Source organism: Paralcaligenes sp. KSB-10, assembly GCF_021266465.1.
Lineage (GTDB): Bacteria > Pseudomonadota > Gammaproteobacteria > Burkholderiales > Burkholderiaceae_B.
In genome coordinates, this window is record NZ_CP089848.1 from 3,099,699 (window position 1) to 3,118,999 (window position 19,301).

The following is a 19,301-nucleotide window of genomic DNA, read 5'->3' on the forward strand; positions in this document are numbered from 1 at the left end:
GCCATTTTAGGCGCTCTTACCTCTTTTTAAATGCGCCGGCCCCGCTATTCGAGCGTATGATTTTCACATACCAAAAACACTTTAATTTTCAAGTGGAGGTATGTCATGGACGGAAAAATAGAAGCACATAATGAACGCCCCGCAACCGTGTGGGGATCCGGCGGAGACGCCTATAACGAAATCAGCCATCAGATCGCCAGCGCGCTCGATCACTGTGTACTCAGAATCAATCCACAGCCAAACGAACGCATTCTGGATTTGGCCACAGGTACCGGATGGACATCGCGCCTGCTGGCACGCCGCGGGGCGAAGGTTACCGGCGCCGACATCGCCACCGACCTCCTCGCTGCCGCCAAAGCGCGAGCAAAAGCCGAGAACTTCGAGATCACCTACCAAATCGGCGATGCGGAAAAACTCCCTTTTGCGGATGGCAGTTTCGACGCCGTCGTTTCGACCTTTGGCGTAATGTTCGCAAGCCATCCGGAAGCGGCGGCGGCCGAGATGGCCCGGGTCTGTCGCAAAGGCGGACGTCTCGGCCTGGCGACCTGGACGCCGGACGGCAATGTCTACAAGATGTTCGTGGTGATGCGGCCCTACATGCCTACGCCGGCGAATCCCGCGCCACCATCCCCATTCGCCTGGGGAAACCGCGATCGCGTCCAGGAGAGGCTGGGTTCCAGTTTCGACCTGAAATTCGAAGAAGGCATCACGACCTACTACGATCAGGACGGCAAGGCCGCGTGGCACGCATTCTCCACCGGATACGGGCCTACCAAGGCCTTGGCCAACAGTCTGGACGATGCCCGGCGGGCGCAACTCCAGAGCGACTTCGCCGCCTTCCACGACGAATTCGCCACGGACATAGGCATCGCCGTCCCCCGCGAATACCTGCTCACGATCGGCACGCGGCATTAGATTCATCGATGCCGTGCGTAAGGGCGACTCTCGTGGCCGCCCGTGGGTGATGACGCACCGGCCTGAACGGGCAGGCACAAAGCCCGCCTCTGCAGAGCCTGGTGTGGACGTTCCCAGAATACCCATGCCAGATTACGAAACCTTGCGTGAGCATTCCGGGGATGTCCATGCCAGGCTACAGAGCCTTGTGCGGAAAGATCCTAGAATGCCCACACCAAATTCAAACGCGCGCCGTGGTCTTGCAGGCGGCGGGCGAATTGGCCGGCGTAGGCAACGCCCAGGCTCACATTCCTGGCAAGTCTGGCCTGCACACCCAGTTCGAATTGCCAGGCCTGGCGCGCCAAAGCTTGGCCTTCGGACTCAAAGACCGCATGCCGAGCGGCGTCCCTGAAACTTTGATGGGAAAAAGAGCGCACGGCACCGCTGGCGTGGCGCCAGGCCAGCAAGCCCCGGATCCTGGCGGCGCCCACGGCCGTTTCAATTTCGTGCGTCAGCCTTAATCCCAGCGTGGTAAATAGCGCCGACGGGCGGGCAGGCAAAACATCGAGCGCTGCCGCACCGCCCTGTTCGGTAAAGCCGTCGATATGGGTTCGCACCCAGGCCAGGCGCACGAAGGGCGCAAGAGTCGATGGGGATTTCGTTGCAGGTGAATGCGATGACGGGGATTGCAGGCGATCACTGGAGTCGCCCCTATCCATGAAATCCGTGCCCGCGGAGAGCGGGGATATCCGAGCCGATGTTGCCGCGCCCGCCGACGGCAACGATATCGGCCAGGCCACTTCCCCGAAGATTTGCGTGCCGCCGGCTTGATAGCGGCTTTGCAGATCATCGTGCAGGCCGGCCACAGCGACCTTTCGACGGCTTTCCACGCCATGCCGGGAATGCGCGGCGCCCAGCGCAAGCACGCTGCCCCGCCAGCGGCCGGCCAGGTTCAGGCCAAGGTGCGTGCTGTGAATCCGGGCATTGGCCATGGATTGGCCGCGCCATACATGGCTTTGCTGGGCGCCAAAGAAACCGCCCACGGCCCAGTCGGCATTGACCGGCGCACCAAGCCCCAGCACCAGGCCCTGGATACTGCGCTGATCGGCCGGCGTTCCCGATTGAGCGGCTCGATCGGCCGAGGAATAATATGCCTGGCTCCAAAACCGGGGCCGATCCGATTGAGCAGGCAATGCATCCGGCAAGACGCGGGAAGTATGGCCGACCGCTTGCGGACTATCGGCATGACGCGCTGCCTGTCGAACCGAGCGGCTTTCATCAAAAGGCAAGCCTGGCCCGAACGGGCTTGCGTGCTCAAGCACAGCCTCTCGCACGAAACGGCTATCGTCGATCAAGCTGGATTGCAGCGACGCGGCCCAGCTACCCGACAATTGCTGAAATGCCGATCGGGCCTGAGGCTCATCCAGCACCACCACTTTATCGTAAAGCGCCGGCCCTGCCGATCCATCCCCTCCCGCCGCCTCGTCTTCGACAGCATCGGCCACCTGCTCTTGCGTGGGCGTTTCCGCCACCTCGTCGAACGCCGTATCGTTGCGGGTCAGAGTCAGGTGCACCTGCTTGTCGTCATAGCTCAAGGACGGCGTCAAAAATGCAAAATTGCTTTGCACCGATGCGAAGCGACTATTGTCCAGTCCCTGTTCGGCGCGCAAGATCGGATAGTGGGTGCTGGTTTGCCAATCGCCCGCTTCGGCCAGGGCAATTACATCGCCATCCAGCAAGGCCTTGCCGCCGACCTGCACAAAGTCCGCGGCGCCCTGCGGCGTTGCCTCGACCTCGAACCGCGCATTGGGCTTGAACACCAGGTCGCCCTGTACCGCCAGCGTGCCTAGGCTGTTGCCCGCGGCCAGCGTGCCGCCGTCCATGATCGTCGCCGACCCGACCGAGCCCACGCCTTGCAAGCGCGCGCCCCGATTCACCCGCACCGATCCCGAAAAAAATCGATCCACCGCCAGCGTACCCTGATTCACCGTCGCCGCGCCGAAATACGCCATGGCATCGGCACTGATCCGCAAGCGTCCCGCCCCCTGCTTCACCAGCGGCGCCGCGCCGGCCAAAGTGCCCGCCTGGATAGCCTCGCCGCTATCGACCGTCATTTGCACGCTATCGGCATAATCGGCCGGCACGACATCAGCGTACGAACCCGCCGGCACTTCCCGGCTGATATCCATCGCCTGCAACTGCAGCGTATTCAGCAGCGTGATGCCCGGCGCATAACTCAGGACCGTGCCCGTATTGGCGTTCAGCGTCCGGTAGTCGCCTCCCAAAGCGCTGTTGCCGGCTACATGCAGCGTGCCTTGCAGCAGCAAGGTATTGCCGGCATAGGTGTTGGCTCCCGACAAAACCAGTGTGCCGGCCCCCAGCTTGGCCAGACCCTCGCGCGACGGCCATACATTGCCGATGGGGCCGTTCAAATGCAGGGCCGTATCCGCCAAGGTATTGATAACAGCCCGTTCGCCGATCCGCACTTCGCGGTTCGACTGAAACGATCCGCCCACATGCAACGCACCCCCAGAAAACACAAAAGGCGCATCGGGGGAACCCCATTGCGCCTCGTTCTCGATAATTTCCCAGCCATCCGGCGGCGGCGACCACAACACCGCCGACAAAGGATCGTGCTGCCGCTTGTGCTCAGTTTCGGCCAGCGGCGCGGCCACCGCCAAATCGCCCAGACCCATGCAAGAAACCCCCACGGCCGCCACTAAACTCCACAAATACCTGCAAACCGGCAACCCTTGCCACGGCCCATTGCCCGCGCCGACCACATGAATCCCACTTTCTTCCAACGGCAACACCGATACTCTTTGAATCGTCATTGTTTCCTCCGATAGGATAAAAAAGTCACATTCGTGACGATCGGATTATGAAACATTTAGATTTGCTTTGGTATATTTATTTATATTTTGATGCTTGGACGATGGCGTTCAATCGCCATGCGTGCCGCTGGCTGGGGGCTTGGGTAAGCACCGCGGGCCGTCAGGGACGTCGGCCTTCAGCGGGAGGTCAGGCGCCCCTGCGCCCTTGGCGCCGCAGGACGACATGCGTGGCCTTCTCCGACGCTACGGATTCAACGCATTCGTATCCCAGAGCCCGCAAGTCAAGCCCTTCGAACAGCGATTCTCCCCGGCCGAGCAGGACCGGCGAGATAGCAATATGCAGCTCATCAATGAGGCCCTCACGCAGATACTGCCGTACTGTGCCCGGCCCACCGCCGATCCGTACGTCCATGCCGGCAGCGGCTTCGCGTGCACGGTCTAGCGCCTCGCGAATGCCGCCTGTTATGAAGTGGAACGTCGTGCCGCCTTCCATCTCGATGGGTGGGCGCGCATGATGGGTCAAAATGAAGGCTGGCACGTGATACGGTGGATTGTCTCCCCACCAGCCTTTCCAGTTGGAGTCCGGCCAGTCCCCACGAATGGGCCCGAACATGTTCCTTCCAAGAATCCAGGCCCCAACATTCTGAAAGCTACGGGCGGCGAAATCATCGTCAACTCCGGTCGTACCGCCGTCCTTGCCGAACAAGACCCTCTGGAACGTGCGTGTTGGGACTAGCCACTGGTGCAGTTCCGTCCCGCCAACGCCGAGCGGATTGTCGATGTCTTGATTTGGGCCTGCCCCGTATCCGTCAAGCGAAATGGTGAAGCCGTCAACGCGAACTCGTGTCATCGTTTGCCTCCGTTTAAACGCCCAAGAAGTAAATCAACGAACGCTTTTGGCCGATTGTAGTCCCATGTTCACGATCAAACTCGACCTGTTGCAGGCAGGAATCCGAGTGATCAATTCCGAGGAAACTAGCCCGTCAGCACCAAAAATGCTTAATATAGTGAAATATAGTAAAAAATACTATACTTACGTATATTAAGCTAGAAATCAGTAGAGGATAAAATGGATCCATACCGTAATCCTTTTGCCCCAGGCGCAGGAAGTAGACCGCCTGAACTTGCTGGGCGCGATGCAATTCTTAAGACGGCAAGGATTTCATGTGGCCGCGCCGTTAAAGGGCGAAGCGCCCGATCAGTCATGCTCCTCGGGCTGAGGGGGACCGGCAAGACTGTCCTGCTAAATGAAATAGGGAAAATCGCACAGGAAGAAGGCCTTCTTGTCTCCAAGGTGGAGTCTCCGGAATGTGAGAGTCTCGCACGTCTTCTCTATCCTGAAATGCGAAAGGTTATGCGCTCGCTTTCGAGCGTACAGGCCGCTAAGCAGATGGCCGACCGCGGACTGAAGGGTCTTCGAGGTTTTGCGTCGATCTTCAAGATTGACATCGCTGGTGTCGAAATCGGCGTTGAGTCTGAGCCCGGCCTCGCTGATAGTGGGGACCTTCAGCACGATCTTCCAGACCTTTTTAATGTAATCGGTCAAGCAGCAAAAGCCGCAGGCAAAGGATGGATTCTTCTCATCGACGAAGTCCAGTACCTTTCCGTAGCAGATCTATCAGCACTGATCGTTGCCATCCATCATATGTCCCAAGAAGGCCTTCCAGTACTTCTCGTCGGTGCAGGTCTTCCGCAAGTTGCCCGACTCGCGGGCGAAGCAAAGTCCTATTCCGAGCGGCTTTTTCTTTACCCAGCCGTTGGAGCGCTCGATCAGCCGTCCGCTATTCAAGCGGTTGAAAAGCCGATATTAGACGAAGATGCCTCAATCGAACCGACGGCACTCGGCATCATCGTCGATCGTACACGTGGCTATCCCTTCTTCCTACAAGAGTGGGCTTCCACAACCTGGAACAACGCTGAAGGACCAGAAATCACCATTGACGACGTGAACCAATCCTATGCCGAAACTCTCGCTTCACTTGATGCAGGCTTCTTCAGAGTCCGTATCGATCGGCTGACCAAGTCAGAGATTCAGTTCGTGAAAACGATGTCGGAACTGGGTGATGGCCCCTATGCCATGGCAGATATTGCCAAGGCACTGGGGCGAACCCAGTCATCGCTCGGGCCAACTCGGGCCAGCATTATTTCTAAAGGAATGATTTACAGCACAGATCATGGCTATCTGAACTTTACCGTTCCACTCTTCGCAGAATACATGCAGCGCCAGGGATGAATCCGATCGTAGCGCAAGCGTTCTGAAAACCGACGCCGAAACCGTAGAAATGGAGCAACGAATGGAAATCGGTCCCATCCATACCGACGCCGACTACACGGCCATCCTAAAAGAAGTTTCTCGTCTCATGGAAAGCGACCAGGCGGCTGCAGCTCCTCGCCGGATAAACACAAACCCGCTTACCTCGTTCACAGGAAACTGCCCGGGCGCATGCATTTAGCCAAGCCTAAAAGTTCCGAATCAGCTTCTGGCCACAAGGCGATTTTACAAACGCAGGACCATCCGCTTCAACTGGCCGATTGACACGCGCTGGCTAGGTGAGGTTCAAGCCACCATCCGACAGTAGAATTTCGCCCGTCAAATAGTCCGAGGCGACCAGCATTGCAACAGCCTGGGCAATGTCTTCTGGACTAGCCGCCCGACGCATAGGCGCCCGTTCTTTCCAAAGTTGCTGTGCCTGCGTCCAGTCCGCCGTCATAGGCGTATCTACCAGGCCTGGTGCGACGGCGTTCACTCGGATATGCGGGGCAAGCGAAAGAGCAAGCAAGCGGGTCACATGGTTTAGCGCGGCCTTGGTCGCTGCGTAAGGAATGGATGCACCCTTTGGTCGGACGCCAGCATGCGAACTAACATTAACGACACACCCAGGCTTGCCCCGCGCGGCAGCATCACGGAGCGCGGATTCCGCATGCGCTACCAAACGAAATGGGGCAACGACATTGACTTCATGCAGTTCCTGCCATACATCCGGCGTGGCCGCCAAGATATCCGCATGCGGAATTACGCGACTGACGCCGGCGTTATTGACCAGCACGTCGAGTCGCCCCCACACGGCAATTGCTTCGCGTACAAGCCTCTCCCGGTCCGCCTCATTAGCCAGGTCGGCTTGCACATACGCCCCCTTGGCGAACTCGCCGGCCAACGCATGCCCTGCATCGACCGAGCTGCGCGAATGCAAGACGATAGCGAATCCCTCGTTTGATAGCCGTCGAGCAATGGCGGCGCCGATACCGGAAGTAGAGCCGGTGACAAGGGCAACAGGAGACGAAGAGTTCATAGACGTATCGATATCAAGAGTAAAGGGCCACCCACCGCAGAGCGCAGGACGTAATTTGGCGGCTTAACTTGTGGCCGATTGTAGCCAAATACAGATGGCCGAACCCGACGCAAAGCGGAAATTCGCGGATTTTTCGATAGTGGCCAGTAAAGGCTGATTACTGCCGTTAGTGGCATGCCTTGCGGTCGGTCGCTATGGAAGCCAGTACGGCTTGGCTGAGCTTAAGCTTTTCGCGCATGGTGCGGATGTCTTCACTGTTGCAGGCAGGAATCGGCTTCAGGCAAAGAGCATCATAACGGCCCATCGTCCGCTTGTTAATGAACCCTTGTCGATGCAGGTCGCTGGCTGTTTCGTGCACTGCTGCAAGTATTGAGCTTTTCACCTGAGTTTTATTGGTCATGGCAGATCTCCTGTAACGATCCGTTCTCGACGGCTTCCTTCAATTGTGATTCGATAAGTTAATGCTTGCATTAGTCCCAATATGGGACTATAGTTATTTCATGCGAGTGATAGCGATCAGCACCTTACATCAGTTCTGGGAAACTCACCCTGCCGCTGAGCAAGCAATTAAAGCCTGGGTGGACGAGGCCACTCAAGCAAACTGGGCCCAACCTGCTGATATCAAGATTCAATATCGTAGCGCCAGCGTTCTGAAAAACCGACGCGTCGTGTTTAACATCAAGGGCAATGACTACCGCCTTATTGTCGCCATTGCTTACCGCATCGGCATTGTCTACGTAAAATTTATCGGCACCCACGCCGAATACGACAATATCGACGCCGAAACCGTAGAAATGGAGTAACTCATGGAAATCCGTCCCATCCATACCGATGCCGACTACAAGGCCACCCTAAAAGAAGTTTCTCGTCTCATGGAAAGCGACCCAGAGCCAGGGACGCCAGAAGGCGACCGCCTTGATGTGCTTGCTACCCTAGTGCAATCCTATGAAGCAAAGAACTATCCAATTGACTTGCCCGACCCCATTGAGGCCATCAAGTTTCGGATGGAGCAGGCAGGCCTCACCGCCAAAGATCTGGAACCGATGATTGGCCAGCGTAATCGCGTCTACGAAATACTGAACCGCAAACGCGCCTTAACGCTCCCGATGATCTGGAAGCTGCACCGGCAGCTTGGCATTCCGGCCGAAAGCCTCATCAGGCCCACCTCGCACGCATGACTAAAACTAGCCGCATCAGGGCGAATGAGGACCTTCGGCTTGCTCCAGCACCAACACCGAAAGATCAGCGACCCTCATATTTATGCGCATTGAGAGGCAACATGGAAAAGATCTCTTTAAAGAAGACCGCGCCCAAGCGGGCAACGAACATCACTCTATCTGTCGATGTTTACAATGAAGCCAAAGCCTTGGGCATCAACCTATCGCAGACTTGCGAGCGCAGCGTGCGCGAAGCGATACGCACCGCCCGCGCCTGGACTGCTGAATATTCGGATTTCATTGCGGCCCATAACCGCTTGGTGAAAGAAGAAGGCCTTCCTCTCGATCAATGGCGCTCGTTCTGACACGGCGCGTTTTTAAGCACCACCGCCCTCACCCAAACTACGGCTTTATTTCCGGCAATTCATCCGCCAATATTTCCAGGCCCGCGCGCAGCACGCGGTTGTAGCGCTGCCTTTCAGTCTTGATGTCGGCATCGGACCACTTATAAAACCCCTGGCCCGACTTCATGCCCAGGGTGCCGTTCTTGGGCTTGTCGGCCAGGACCGGCGGCGGCACGGCCGCATTCGACAGCGATGGGTAAATCGTCGCCGCGGCCGCGGCGTGAACGTCCAGCCCGGCATGTTCCTTCTGCATGATGGGCCCGGCAGCCAGGTAGCGGAAGCCAAAACCGAAACGCACCGCGGCATCGATGTCTTCCGGCGTGGCAATGCCTTCTTCGATCAAGGAAAACGCCTCGCGCCCCAGGGCATGCTGCAAACGGTTGGCAATGAACCCGGGCACATCCTTGCGAACCAGAATCGGCACCGAGCCGCAGCGGCGCATGAAGGCGATCATCGCATCGGCCACGCCCTGATCGGTAGCGGGACCCATGACGACTTCCACCAGCGGAACGATATGCGCCGGCATGAAAAAATGCAGCCCCACCATACGTTCCTGCGTGGCCAGGCCTTCCCCCACCTGGCTGATGGGAAAGCTGGAACTATTGCTGGCCAGAATTACATGGCCAGGCGCCTTGTCGGCCAAGGTTTTGAATAGCGTGCGCTTGATATCCAGCACTTCCGGCACGCACTCGATCATCAGGTTCACATCGGCCCAATCCGGATCGTCGACGGAATTCGCCACCTGCAGAAGCCCCAGGTTATTCGGCTTGCCTATGGCCTGAAGGTTCGCTTCGATCCGTTCACGAATCGTGTCGTGCTGCGCCCGGTTCGGCTCGACCACACACGTCCGGCAATCGGCCCGCAGCAACACCACGGCAACGTCCGCCCCCATCGTCCCGCCGCCCACTACCACAGCACGCGCGCTCGACGGCGCCCCAAGCAAGTTTTTCTGCGTCATGTATTCAGCCTTTTCGAATCAATGCCGATATCGTACCGCGATCGCAGGGGTCTACACGGCAAATACGACAGCAATACGCCCTGCCGAAGCCTTACGGCGGGTCTACTCCGAATAACATCCATACGCGAGCGGGGGTGGCGGCCCAGCCAGCTACCGCCGAGCAACCTCCATATACTCCAAGGTCCGAATCACCCCCCTTAACTCCGCCAGTCCTTTCAACCTGCCTATATACGAATACCCCGGATTGGTTTTCTTATTGATATCATCACCCAGCAAATGGCCATGATCCGGGCGGAACGGGATTTCGATCTGCGCATGGCCCTGCTCACGGCGGCGGCGTTCTTCCTTCAGCAGGCACGCCACCACACCTATCATGTCCGACGAACCGTCCAGGTGCTCGTCCTCGAAAAACGAACCATTGGCTTCATAGGTCACATCGCGCAAATGCGCGAAATGGATGCGATCGGCGAACGCCTTCACCATATCCACCAGCACATTGCCGGCCCGCACGCCTAAAGATCCCACGCACAAAGTCAGGCCATTGGCCGCAATCGGCACGGCATCCAGCAAGCGCCGCAAATCGTCCTGCGTGGACACAATGCGCGGCAAGCCGAACAAAGACATAGGCGGATCGTCGGGATGTATGCCCAACTGCACGCCTTCGGCCTGGGCGACTGGCGCGACCTCTTCCAGGAACAGCGTCAGGTTGCGGGCCAGGTCGTCGGGGCTGATGTCGTCGTACTGCGCGATCAGGCGCTTCAGGCCCGCTCGATCGTACGAAAAATCCGCGCCCGGCAAGCCGGCGATAATGGTTTTCTCCAGCCGCTCGGCGTCGGCATCGCCCAGGCGCGCGAAACGCTTTTCGGCCTCGAGCACAATCTCATCGCTGAAACTGTCGCGCGCCTTCGGGCGCTGCAAAATGAAAATATCGTAGACCGCGAAATCGTTGATATCGAAGCGCAGGGCATAGCCTGTGGAAGGCCGCTGCCACATCAGGTCGGTGCGGGTCCAGTCGACAATCGGCATGAAGTTGTAGCAAACGGTGCGTATGCCCGCCCGGCCGCATTGCGTCAGCGAGGCCTTCCAGGCCTGGATATCCGACTCGAAACTACCCGTGCGCAGCTTGATCGATTCCGGCACGGGAATGCTCTCGACCACCGACCAGCGCATTCCCGCCGCTTCAATCGTGGCCTTGCGCTTGGCAATTTCGGATTCAGGCCAGGCAATGCCGGCGGGCACATGGTGCAGGGCCGTCACGATGCCCGTCGCGCCGGCCTGGCGAATATGATTCAAAGGGATAGGGTCGCTTGGGCCGAACCAGCGCCAGGTTTGTTCCATTATTGAACTCTCGCAGAAGCCAGGGCGGACAGCGTGGCGCGCACGCCCTGGGATAACAGGTTTTGCAATGCGTGGACAACACTGCGTACAAAAACAGGATTGCCGGGCAGGTCGCGCCCGAACACCTGGGCAAAGCCCAGCACGGCGGCGACCAAATCATCAGCCTGCGTACTGGCGCGGGCCAGCGCCTGCGCCAGTACGTCCGCCATGGGGTCGTTGATTGCCAGCACGCCGTGCTGCTCGTCGCGCCCCATCAAATAGCGAATCCAGGCGGCCACTACCAAGGCATGATGGTCGATCGGCAAGCCGCGCGCCAAACGCAGGCGGATCGGCTCCAGTATGCGCTGCGGCAATTTTTGCGAACCGTCCATGGCAATTTGCGCGGTCAGGTGGTTCAGCGACACATTGCCGAAACGCCGCAGCAGCGAGCGCATGTAATCGTCCAGGCCGACCCCGGCAGGCATGGCCAGGGTGTCGGCCGCATCGCCCATCAGCGCGCGCACAAACCGCGCCAGGCCCGGGTCCTGCATGGCCGCGGCCACAGTTTTACAGCCCGCCAGTCCGCCCAGGTACGCCAGGGCCGAATGGCTACCGTTCAGCAGGCGCAACTTCATTTCTTCGAAAGCGCCGACATCATCGGTAAAGGTCGCGCCCACACTTTCCCACGCGGGGCGATTCGACGAAAACGCATCTTCGATCACCCATTGCGAAAACGGCTCGGCCACCACGGGCGACGCATCGTGCGCACCCACCAGTTGCTCCGCCCTGGCCAGGTCGGCCGGCACGACGGCCGGCGTAATGCGATCGACCATGGTGCAGGGGCAGGCATAGTGGTCCAGCAAATGGCGTTTCAGCTGCGCATCGCTGAACATCGGCTGTGCCAGTTCGGCATAGCGTTCCAGCACGCGCCGCAGGGTCAGGCCATTCGAGGGCAGGTTGTCGCAGCTTAGAATCGTGAACGGCTTGACGCCGTTCTTCTTGCGCTCATAAATCGCCGCCACCAGCAGGCCTATGGCCGTATTCGGGTTCCACGGCGCGGTCAGGTCGGCCCGGATATCGGCGTGCGATTCGTCCAGCGTGGCCGATGAGGGCTCATAGCAATAGCCCTTTTCTGTAATCGTCAGGCTGACAATCTCGGTCAAGGGCGAACACAATTGCTCTTGCAGGCGCCGCCGCGACTCGCCCAAGCACAGCACCTCTTTCAGGCTGCCGATAACACGCGCCCGCGTGGTCCCGTTATCGTCGACCAGCAGCGTGTACAGGCCGTCTTGCGGTGTCAGCGCCTGGCTGATGGCCGGGCTGTGCAGGCTGGCGGTCACAATACCCCAGCGGGTATCGCCGCCGGCCATGACATCGTCGGTATACACCGCCTGATGGCTGCGATGAAATGCGCCCGCCCCCAGATGCACGATGCGCGACTCCACACGCGCCCGGTCATACGAAGGAACGGTCACCCCCGGCTTCACGCCGCCTAAAGTACTTTGCGAAAGTCTGTTCATAATGATGGGGCAAACCTGAATACAGGCGGCCGGCAAGCGAGGGCCATGGATCAATAATCCACCATGCCGCCGCGCTCGGGGTCGGCCCAGCGCGTATTCGGTATCAGCGGGAACCAGCCTGGGCGCGCCGGGTCGCGGTCGTACAAATAACCGCCCTCTTCCTTGTACAGCTCGGCATATTGCTTCAGTTTTTCGCGATCCAGTTCCACGCCCAGGCCCGGGCCGGAGGGCACCGCAATCTTGCCGCCGCGGTATTCCATTTTTCCGCCCACAATAATGTCGTCGACCAGGTGATGGTAGTGCGCATCGGCCGAGAAGGCCAGGTTGGGCAGCACCGCGCCCAGATGCAGCATGGTGGCCAATTGAATACCAAGTTCGCCCGACGAATGCACCGCAATGCCCAGTTGGAAAGCCTCGCAGATACCCGCCGCCTTGATGCAAGGCCGGATGCCGCCCCAAAAGGTGGTGTCCAGCAAAATGACATCGACCGCCGGGCTTAATATATTGCTGGCCAGCTGCTCGAAATTCACCACCACGGTATTGGTTGCCAACGGTATCGAGGTGTTCTCGCGCACGCGGCGCATGCCGTTCAGGCCCCAGGCCGGATCTTCGTAGTAATTGTTGTTCAGGCCGTCGATGGCCTTGGCAAAGCGTATGGCCTCTTCAACGCTGAGCGCGCCATTCGGGTCGTAGCGCACGCCGTCATTGCCCATGGCATGCGCCATGGCCTGGAAGGCCTCGGCCTCGTAGTCGGGCGGGAACACGCCGCCTTTCAGCTTGTGCGAACTGAAGCCATGCCTGGCCTTCAGGCTTAGCGCGTTCTCGACCAACTGATCGATCGTGCGCACCTCGCCCTCGCCCGTGGTTTTGTTGGGATGGCGGAAAAACAGGTAGCTGGCGAATTCCACCGAATCGCGCAACTTGCCGCCCAGATAATCGTAGGCCGGTATGCCCAGGAACTTGCCGATGATATCGATGCAGGCGAATTCGATGGCCGCATGGATTTGCGTGCGATTGTTGTACAGGCTGGCCGTGGGGTTGCAGATATTGAAGCGCAGGCTTTCCAGCTCGAACGGGTCGGTGCCCACCACGTACGGCTTCAAGCCCTGGATGGCCTGTTCGGCGCTTTCGCCGCCGCCGCCCAATTCGCCCAGGCCCACGATACCGACGTCGGTTTCCACTTCGACAATAGTGCGCACAAAGCGGCCCCAGTGCGCGCCATTGGCATGACGCAACGGCGCCTCGAGCGGAACCGTGACGGTGGTGGCTTTGATATCAACAATCTTGGGTCGTCGCATGGTGCGCCTTGCTAGCAAAATTTAAATTGTATGGTAGTGTACAATTTATGGTCAATGACTAAAATAAGAAATAAATCAACAGGAGGCATACATGTCAGACGCCAGTTTGGATATGAACCAGCCCAACTGGCTGCGCGGCATCAAGCGGGGGGATCCGGCCCAGGCCCGCACGGTAATGCAGGTGGTGTACCAGCGCCTGCTGCACGAAATTCTTACCCTTGAACTCAAGCCCGGCGAAGTGCTGTCGGAAAACATGCTGGCCGAACGCCTGGGGGTAAGCCGCACGCCGGTGCGCGAAGCGCTGGTGCTGCTGGCCACCAAGCAACTGGTCGACATCTACCCGCAGCGCAAAACCATCGTCGCCCCCATACGCATCAGCAACCTGAAAAAATCGCAGTTCATCCGCGAATCGCTGGAAATCAACCTGATCAAGAAGGCGCTTGAATCCGAACATCACCTGGCCCTGTACGAAGAACTGAGCAAACAGATCGCCCTGCAGGAAACCTGCATCAAAACCGGCAATACCGACGCCTTCTATGCCTCGGACGAAGAATTCCACCGCTGCATCGTGTACTACGCCGACCTGCCCGAACTGTGGGCCGACATCGCCGACGCCAAGCTGCACATGGACCGCGCCCGGCAATTCACCCTGAAGCACATCGACAGCATGGCCGAGATCATCGAACAGCACCGCGCCATTGCCCTGGCCATCAAAAGCGGCAAATCCGAAACCGCCGAAATCGCCGTTAAAGAACATTTGCGCAAAATCTTCCAGCACCTGAGCCTGACCGCCAAACAATTCCCCGAATTCTTCGAGCTGGATTCGTAAATTCGAGCACACCGCCCCATTCCATAGGGGCGGCCCTTGCGTCGACATACGAAACGTCCATACACGCTGTGCCGTCAACCGCTCCAACCCAAATGGCTTAGAAAATCCTTGGTCCGCGCCTGTTCGGGGTTCACGAAAATCTGATCCGGCGGGCCTTGCTCCAATACCGCGCCCGCCTCAAACACCACGACCCAATTGGCCACCCGGCGCGCGAAGGTCATCTCGTGGGTCACCACAATCATGGTCATGCCTTCGTTGGCGAGCTTCTTCATTACATTGAGCACCTCGCCCACTGTTTCCGGATCCAGCGCCGAGGTGGGCTCGTCGAACAGCATGACCTCCGGCTCCATCGCCAGCGCCCGGGCGATCGCCACGCGCTGCTGCTGGCCGCCCGACAAATTGCTGGGATAGCTCTGCGCCTTGTCGGTCAAGCCCACCTTGGCCAGCAAGGCCATGGCGCGTTCATTGGCGGCCTTTTCGTCCATGCCCAGAACCGTGGTCGGCCCTATGGCGATGTTTTCAATCGCGGTCTTGTGGGGAAACAGCTCGAAGCTCTGGAACACCATGCCCATATGCTGGCGCACCTGGCGCAGCGACTTGGGATCCTTGCCCAGCGCCTTGCCGCCGAAGACCACCTGGCCGCCATCGATGATCTCGAGCCCATTGGTGCAACGCAGCAAGGTCGACTTGCCCGAGCCCGACGGCCCGATCAGGCACATGACCTCGCCGCGATTCACCTGCAAAGACACGCCCTTGAGCGCCACAAACGAGCCATACGACTTTTGCACATTCTCGTACACCAGCATAGGCGGCTCGTTCGAGCCCTTGCGTCCGGTCGCCCCGGTATTGGCCATGCTCATTCCTTAACTCCGTATTTCTTGTTGATCCAGTCCACGAGCTTGGCCTGCGGGTAGCCCAGCAGCCAGTAAATCGCCGCCATCGCCGTCAGCATTTCTATCACGCGGAAGGTTTGCGAGCGGATCTGCATCGCGGTGTAGGCCAGCTCGCCCACCGCAATCACCGACACCAGCGAGGTGTCCTTGAACAAAGACACCCAGGCGCTGGCCAGCACCGGCAGCACCCGCCGCCAGGCCTGCGGCAGCACAATCTTGAAAAACGCCTGGGCGTTGCTCATGCCCAGCGCCAGCCCGGCCTCTTTCTGCCCCATGCGTATCGAATTGATACCGCCGCGAAACGTCTCGGAGTTGTACGCCGAATTGTTCAAAGCCAAGGCCACCAGACCCGTCATAAAGGGAGAAAGCCCCACGCCCGTCAAGACCGGCATCACATAAAACGCCCAGTACACCACCAGGATGATCGGCACATTCCTGAAGAACTCCACAAAACACGTGCTGCCGGCCGACAAAATGCGAAACCGCGACAGGCGCATCGACGCCAGCAAAATACCGCCCGGCACGGCAATCAGCATCGTGAATACCGTAAGCAGTATGGTCAGCAGCACCCCGTGCGCCAGCAACTGCCAGTGATCAGTAACAACGGACCAGTCCAGATTCATGATCGGCCTAAATGCGCCACGCGCCGATAGAACACATCGACAATGCGTGTCACAGGAAAAATAAGAATAAAGTAGATCACCAGCGCCACCGTAAACACCTCGATGGGCCGATAGCTTTGCGTGGCGATCGTATCGGCGCGGCGCATCAGCTCCGGCACCGCAATCACCGTGGCAATGGCCGTATCCTTGATGGTGCGGGAAATAATCGAACCGAAATCCGGCAGCAGGCGCACAAAGGCCTGCGGCAGGATAATCTTGCGCACCAGCTGCGCGGTCGACATGCCCAGGGCCAGCCCGGCGCGCGTCTGGCCCGGCCGAATCGACTCGATGCCGGCCCGCAGGATCTCGGCCACATAGGCGGCCAAATGCAGGCTCAATGCCGCCAACGCCGCCCAGAACGGCGGCAGGCTAAGCCCGGTAAGAATCGGGAAGGCGAAATACGCCCACACCAGAATCACCAGCACCGGAATCGCACGCATGCTGTCGATATAAAACGTCAGTATCCAGGCCAGCCAGCGCGGCCCGTAGCAGCGCCCCAGCCCCATGGCCGTGCCCAGAATCGCCCCGCCCAGCACCGCCAGCAGCGACAGCAAAATAGTTACACCCACACCCGAGAGCAAAAACCAGCCGCTCTGGAAAACAGGGCTAAAGTCGAACTCCATACCTATCCCGCGAAATAGCGCCATCGCACGGCACGGCCCAGTTGGGCCATGCCGAAACCGATCGCAACCTTACATTTTTTCAATCGAGGCTTTCTCATCCGCGGTGAGCTGCGGCTGCATGTGGTCCTTCACGGCCGTCAGCCAACTCAGGAACTTGGGCTGGTTCTTGTCGATGGCCAGGCCGATGTCGGACGCCATCTCGGTGCTGTCCTGGCAGTTGTTGCCCAAAGGCAGGGCATACAGGCCTTTCACTTTCTTGTTCAGCGCAATCCATGGAATACGATTGATAGGCGTTACATCGGCGCGATGCGCCATGATCTCTTCCACCGGGGCCGCCACACCACTGGCCACACCGCGCAGCTTGGCCTTCGGAAAGCGCGTTTTCACCCAGGCCTCTTCGCCGCCGCCCGTCAGATACGCCACGGTGATGTCCGGCTTGTTGAAGTCGTCCACCGACTTGGCGTTTTTCACCTTGGGATTATCGGCCCGGCCAAATACGCACAAGCTGGTTTTCGAATAGGTGACAAAATCCACCACCTTTTGCCGAGCCGGCGTTACCGACAGCGGCGAAATCGTCATATCAACCTGATTGGAAGCCAGCACCGGCACCTTGGTTTCGTGCGACACCAGCACTGGCTGCAGCTTCACGCCCAGCAGCTTGGCGTATTCCTTCGACAGCAGCCAGGCCGGACCCGACCAGGCCTCGCCGCCGCCCTGGGTGTTTTCCACCAGCCAGGGCGGGTTCGACAATACCCCCACCTTCAGCGCCCCGGCCTTTTTAATAGCCTGGATGCGCGGGCTATCGGCCGGCGGAGTCAGCGCATCGGCATGACCCACCGCCGGCAACGCCGCCAGCCCAAGACACGCCACCAGCGAATACCGCTGCGTAGCGCCCAATACCTTCCGTAGTGAAAACCGAGTCATTCCTATGTCTCCCAATAAGTGAATCGTGATCCGCTTGCCACGGCTGGCCAGTTCGACCCGCCAGGCAGCGCTGAATTCTTGATTGGATTCTAGTATACATTTCAGAAAAAGTTAATATTTTTCTGATCATATTTGTAAGGAGGCTCTTAAATTTTCGTAGAGAAGGGCCTTATGCCTGCCCGCTTCGGCCAACACATCAACCCCCGGGGCGGCCACAAGGGCCGCCATTACGTGGAATTATGCTTACCCTCTTCATGTCGCATACAGGCCCAGAAGATAATCAAGGTCAACAGGAAAAAAAGCACCCCATTGTTGCGCCCCAAAATCACCTGGGTCATGCCGAACATAAAGAACGACACCATCAGGGAGGCTCCTGACACCGCCAATACCCGAACCATCAGACCGTCATGCCTTAGCCGCCGGCAAAAACGCCAGAACGCATAGAAGTAAAGGGTCAAAAGAGCCAACAAGCCAAACAAGCCTTGATGCAGCCATACTTCCAGGTAATTATTATGTGTGTTTGAAAGGCCGGACACAAACGGATCTATCTTCTTTTCTGCAGCCAAACGATCAAGCTTGGCGTCATAGTCTTTATAGCTCCAGCCCAGCAACGGTTTTTCGGAAATACCGGCAAGAGCCAGATGCCACGCGCCCAACCGAGCACCAACCGAGGTATCGGACACTTGCTGGTTTCGGTACATCTGAACTTCTTTCACCGCTTCATCGTATCGGGCTTTAATGCCCAGATCTGGCGCAAGCGACAACACCACACCAACAACAAGCAATAAGGTCACAATCGCATGTATAGTCCATTTGACGTTGTGCTTTCTGGCGAATGCAATGAAAAACAGAACCACCACCGGAGGTACGGCCAGCCACCCACCGCGTGTTTCAGAAGCAATAAAACTATAGAAGCCAGCCAGGGCACCCAACACCAAGGCAAGACACCAAAGCCAAGCATGGCGCCTCAGGGTACAGGCCCAAAACAAGCCGGCGATGCACAGCAACGCAATCATTAAGGCAATATCACCATAAGGTATTGCGCTAGTCACAAAGCCATCAGCACGAGCGATGCCCAGCCAATGCCGTTGCCACAGCGTAATTGCCACCGACGTTACGCCCCCCACAAACAGCCCCCCCCAGACAAACGACAGACTTGGCGGCACCCTAAGCAACAGAAACAGGACAGGAATTGCCAATACATAACGGCTGGTTTGATCCAACGTCTTGAGTGGATTGCCGTGCAGCAGAAAAATAAAGGCAGAAATGAGGAAAATAGCCAGAAAGAGAATGGCTAACGCTTTATCTTCCGCCAACAAAGAAAGATGAGGGCGCCTACATAGAAAAGCCACACTAGCCAGAAACAACAGCGCAGTTCCGTAGGAATAACCCGAAGGCGCCGACAACGTCAGTGCAAAAAACAAGAATGCACCGACGGAAGCTATTCTGGAGAGCCAAGTACCCGGTGAATCAATCGCTATCATTGTTGGTTCAAATCCATTCTTGATGCTAAGCCTTAACTGACCTGCCCTCTGGGCAAGGGACGCATTTTGCACGATATGGGAGATTTGCGCCAAGCGCCCACTTAAGACGCTACCAAGATTAAGCAGCCGTCACAACACATTTTTCACAAGTATTTGCAAAAAAATAGTGCCTTATAATGCCTGAAAATGTAAGTCGCCGCTGTACCAGGCAATC

The 19,301-nt window shown here is 58.3% G+C and carries 19 protein-coding genes; 6 read left to right on the top strand and 13 right to left on the bottom strand.

Annotated features, from left to right (window positions below; translation table 11 throughout):
• Window positions 1–105: 105 nt before the first annotated feature.
• Window positions 106–915, top strand: a complete 810-nt coding sequence (locus LSG25_RS14260; protein WP_232741576.1) for a class I SAM-dependent methyltransferase — start codon at window positions 106–108, stop codon at window positions 913–915.
• A 200-nt stretch (window positions 916–1,115) separates the two neighbouring features.
• Here LSG25_RS14260 and LSG25_RS14265 read toward each other — a convergent pair whose 3' ends face one another.
• Window positions 1,116–3,728: an autotransporter domain-containing protein gene (locus LSG25_RS14265; protein ID WP_232741577.1), complete on the bottom strand. Its 2,613-nt coding sequence runs from the start codon at window positions 3,726–3,728 to the stop codon at window positions 1,116–1,118.
• A 187-nt stretch (window positions 3,729–3,915) separates the two neighbouring features.
• Window positions 3,916–4,578 carry a dihydrofolate reductase family protein gene (locus LSG25_RS14270; protein ID WP_232741578.1) on the bottom strand — a complete coding sequence of 221 codons (663 nt, stop codon included), beginning with the start codon at window positions 4,576–4,578 and terminating at the stop codon, window positions 3,916–3,918.
• 219 nt (window positions 4,579–4,797) lie between these two features.
• Between LSG25_RS14270 and LSG25_RS14275 the strand changes: the two genes are divergently transcribed.
• Window positions 4,798–5,961, top strand: coding sequence for an ATP-binding protein (locus tag LSG25_RS14275; protein ID WP_232741579.1), 1,164 nt, complete (start codon window positions 4,798–4,800; stop codon window positions 5,959–5,961).
• 313 nt (window positions 5,962–6,274) lie between these two features.
• Here LSG25_RS14275 and LSG25_RS14280 read toward each other — a convergent pair whose 3' ends face one another.
• Window positions 6,275–7,018: an SDR family NAD(P)-dependent oxidoreductase gene (locus LSG25_RS14280; RefSeq protein ID WP_232741580.1), complete on the bottom strand. Its 744-nt coding sequence runs from the start codon at window positions 7,016–7,018 to the stop codon at window positions 6,275–6,277.
• Between the two features lie 166 nt (window positions 7,019–7,184).
• Entirely contained in the window at window positions 7,185–7,418 is a 234-nt protein-coding gene (locus LSG25_RS14285) for a hypothetical protein (RefSeq protein ID WP_232741581.1), read from the bottom strand.
• Window positions 7,419–7,518: 100 nt separating this feature from the next.
• Between LSG25_RS14285 and LSG25_RS14290 the strand changes: the two genes are divergently transcribed.
• The 3 genes from LSG25_RS14290 to LSG25_RS14300 all read left to right on the top strand — a co-directional run bounded on the left by LSG25_RS14290 (window position 7,519) and on the right by LSG25_RS14300 (window position 8,540).
• Entirely contained in the window at window positions 7,519–7,821 is a 303-nt protein-coding gene (locus LSG25_RS14290) for a type II toxin-antitoxin system HigB family toxin (protein WP_232744704.1), read from the top strand.
• 3 nt (window positions 7,822–7,824) lie between these two features.
• Window positions 7,825–8,196 carry a type II toxin-antitoxin system HigA family antitoxin gene (locus LSG25_RS14295; RefSeq protein ID WP_232741582.1) on the top strand — a complete coding sequence of 124 codons (372 nt, stop codon included), beginning with the start codon at window positions 7,825–7,827 and terminating at the stop codon, window positions 8,194–8,196.
• Between the two features lie 101 nt (window positions 8,197–8,297).
• On the top strand, window positions 8,298–8,540 hold the full coding sequence (locus tag LSG25_RS14300; RefSeq protein WP_232741583.1) for a type II toxin-antitoxin system CcdA family antitoxin: 243 nt from the start codon (window positions 8,298–8,300) through the stop codon (window positions 8,538–8,540).
• A 37-nt stretch (window positions 8,541–8,577) separates the two neighbouring features.
• Here the strand turns inward: LSG25_RS14300 and LSG25_RS14305 are convergent, their stop codons facing one another.
• From LSG25_RS14305 to LSG25_RS14320, 4 genes are all read right to left on the bottom strand, one after another.
• Entirely contained in the window at window positions 8,578–9,537 is a 960-nt protein-coding gene (locus LSG25_RS14305; protein WP_232741584.1) for a 3-hydroxyacyl-CoA dehydrogenase family protein, read from the bottom strand.
• Window positions 9,538–9,687: 150 nt separating this feature from the next.
• Entirely contained in the window at window positions 9,688–10,875 is a 1,188-nt protein-coding gene (gene uxuA / locus LSG25_RS14310; protein ID WP_232741585.1) for a mannonate dehydratase, read from the bottom strand.
• Window positions 10,875–12,374: a mannitol dehydrogenase family protein gene (locus LSG25_RS14315; protein WP_232741586.1), complete on the bottom strand. Its 1,500-nt coding sequence runs from the start codon at window positions 12,372–12,374 to the stop codon at window positions 10,875–10,877. Before LSG25_RS14315 ends, uxuA begins: the two co-directional genes overlap by 1 nt.
• A 50-nt stretch (window positions 12,375–12,424) precedes the next feature.
• The gene (locus LSG25_RS14320) at window positions 12,425–13,672 is read right to left on the bottom strand and encodes an enolase C-terminal domain-like protein (RefSeq protein ID WP_232741587.1); all 1,248 of its coding nucleotides are present in this window, start codon (window positions 13,670–13,672) and stop codon (window positions 12,425–12,427) included.
• A 91-nt stretch (window positions 13,673–13,763) separates the two neighbouring features.
• On the opposite strand from LSG25_RS14320, the gene LSG25_RS14325 reads away from it, so the two are divergent.
• The gene (locus LSG25_RS14325) at window positions 13,764–14,501 is read left to right on the top strand and encodes a GntR family transcriptional regulator (protein WP_232741588.1); all 738 of its coding nucleotides are present in this window, start codon (window positions 13,764–13,766) and stop codon (window positions 14,499–14,501) included.
• A 74-nt stretch (window positions 14,502–14,575) separates the two neighbouring features.
• Here the strand turns inward: LSG25_RS14325 and LSG25_RS14330 are convergent, their stop codons facing one another.
• From LSG25_RS14330 to LSG25_RS14350, 5 genes are all read right to left on the bottom strand, one after another.
• On the bottom strand, window positions 14,576–15,307 hold the full coding sequence (locus LSG25_RS14330) for an amino acid ABC transporter ATP-binding protein (RefSeq protein ID WP_232744705.1): 732 nt from the start codon (window positions 15,305–15,307) through the stop codon (window positions 14,576–14,578).
• 50 nt (window positions 15,308–15,357) lie between these two features.
• The gene (locus LSG25_RS14335) at window positions 15,358–16,017 is read right to left on the bottom strand and encodes an amino acid ABC transporter permease (RefSeq protein ID WP_232741589.1); all 660 of its coding nucleotides are present in this window, start codon (window positions 16,015–16,017) and stop codon (window positions 15,358–15,360) included.
• A complete protein-coding gene (locus LSG25_RS14340) occupies window positions 16,014–16,679 on the bottom strand; it encodes an amino acid ABC transporter permease (RefSeq protein WP_232741590.1) in 666 nt (221 codons plus the stop codon). Before LSG25_RS14340 ends, LSG25_RS14335 begins: the two co-directional genes overlap by 4 nt.
• Before the next feature lie 69 nt (window positions 16,680–16,748).
• Window positions 16,749–17,603, bottom strand: coding sequence for an ABC transporter substrate-binding protein (locus tag LSG25_RS14345; protein WP_232741591.1), 855 nt, complete (start codon window positions 17,601–17,603; stop codon window positions 16,749–16,751).
• Between the two features lie 227 nt (window positions 17,604–17,830).
• Window positions 17,831–19,087: an O-antigen ligase gene (locus LSG25_RS14350; RefSeq protein ID WP_232741592.1), complete on the bottom strand. Its 1,257-nt coding sequence runs from the start codon at window positions 19,085–19,087 to the stop codon at window positions 17,831–17,833.
• Between the last annotated feature and the right edge of the window lie 214 nt (window positions 19,088–19,301).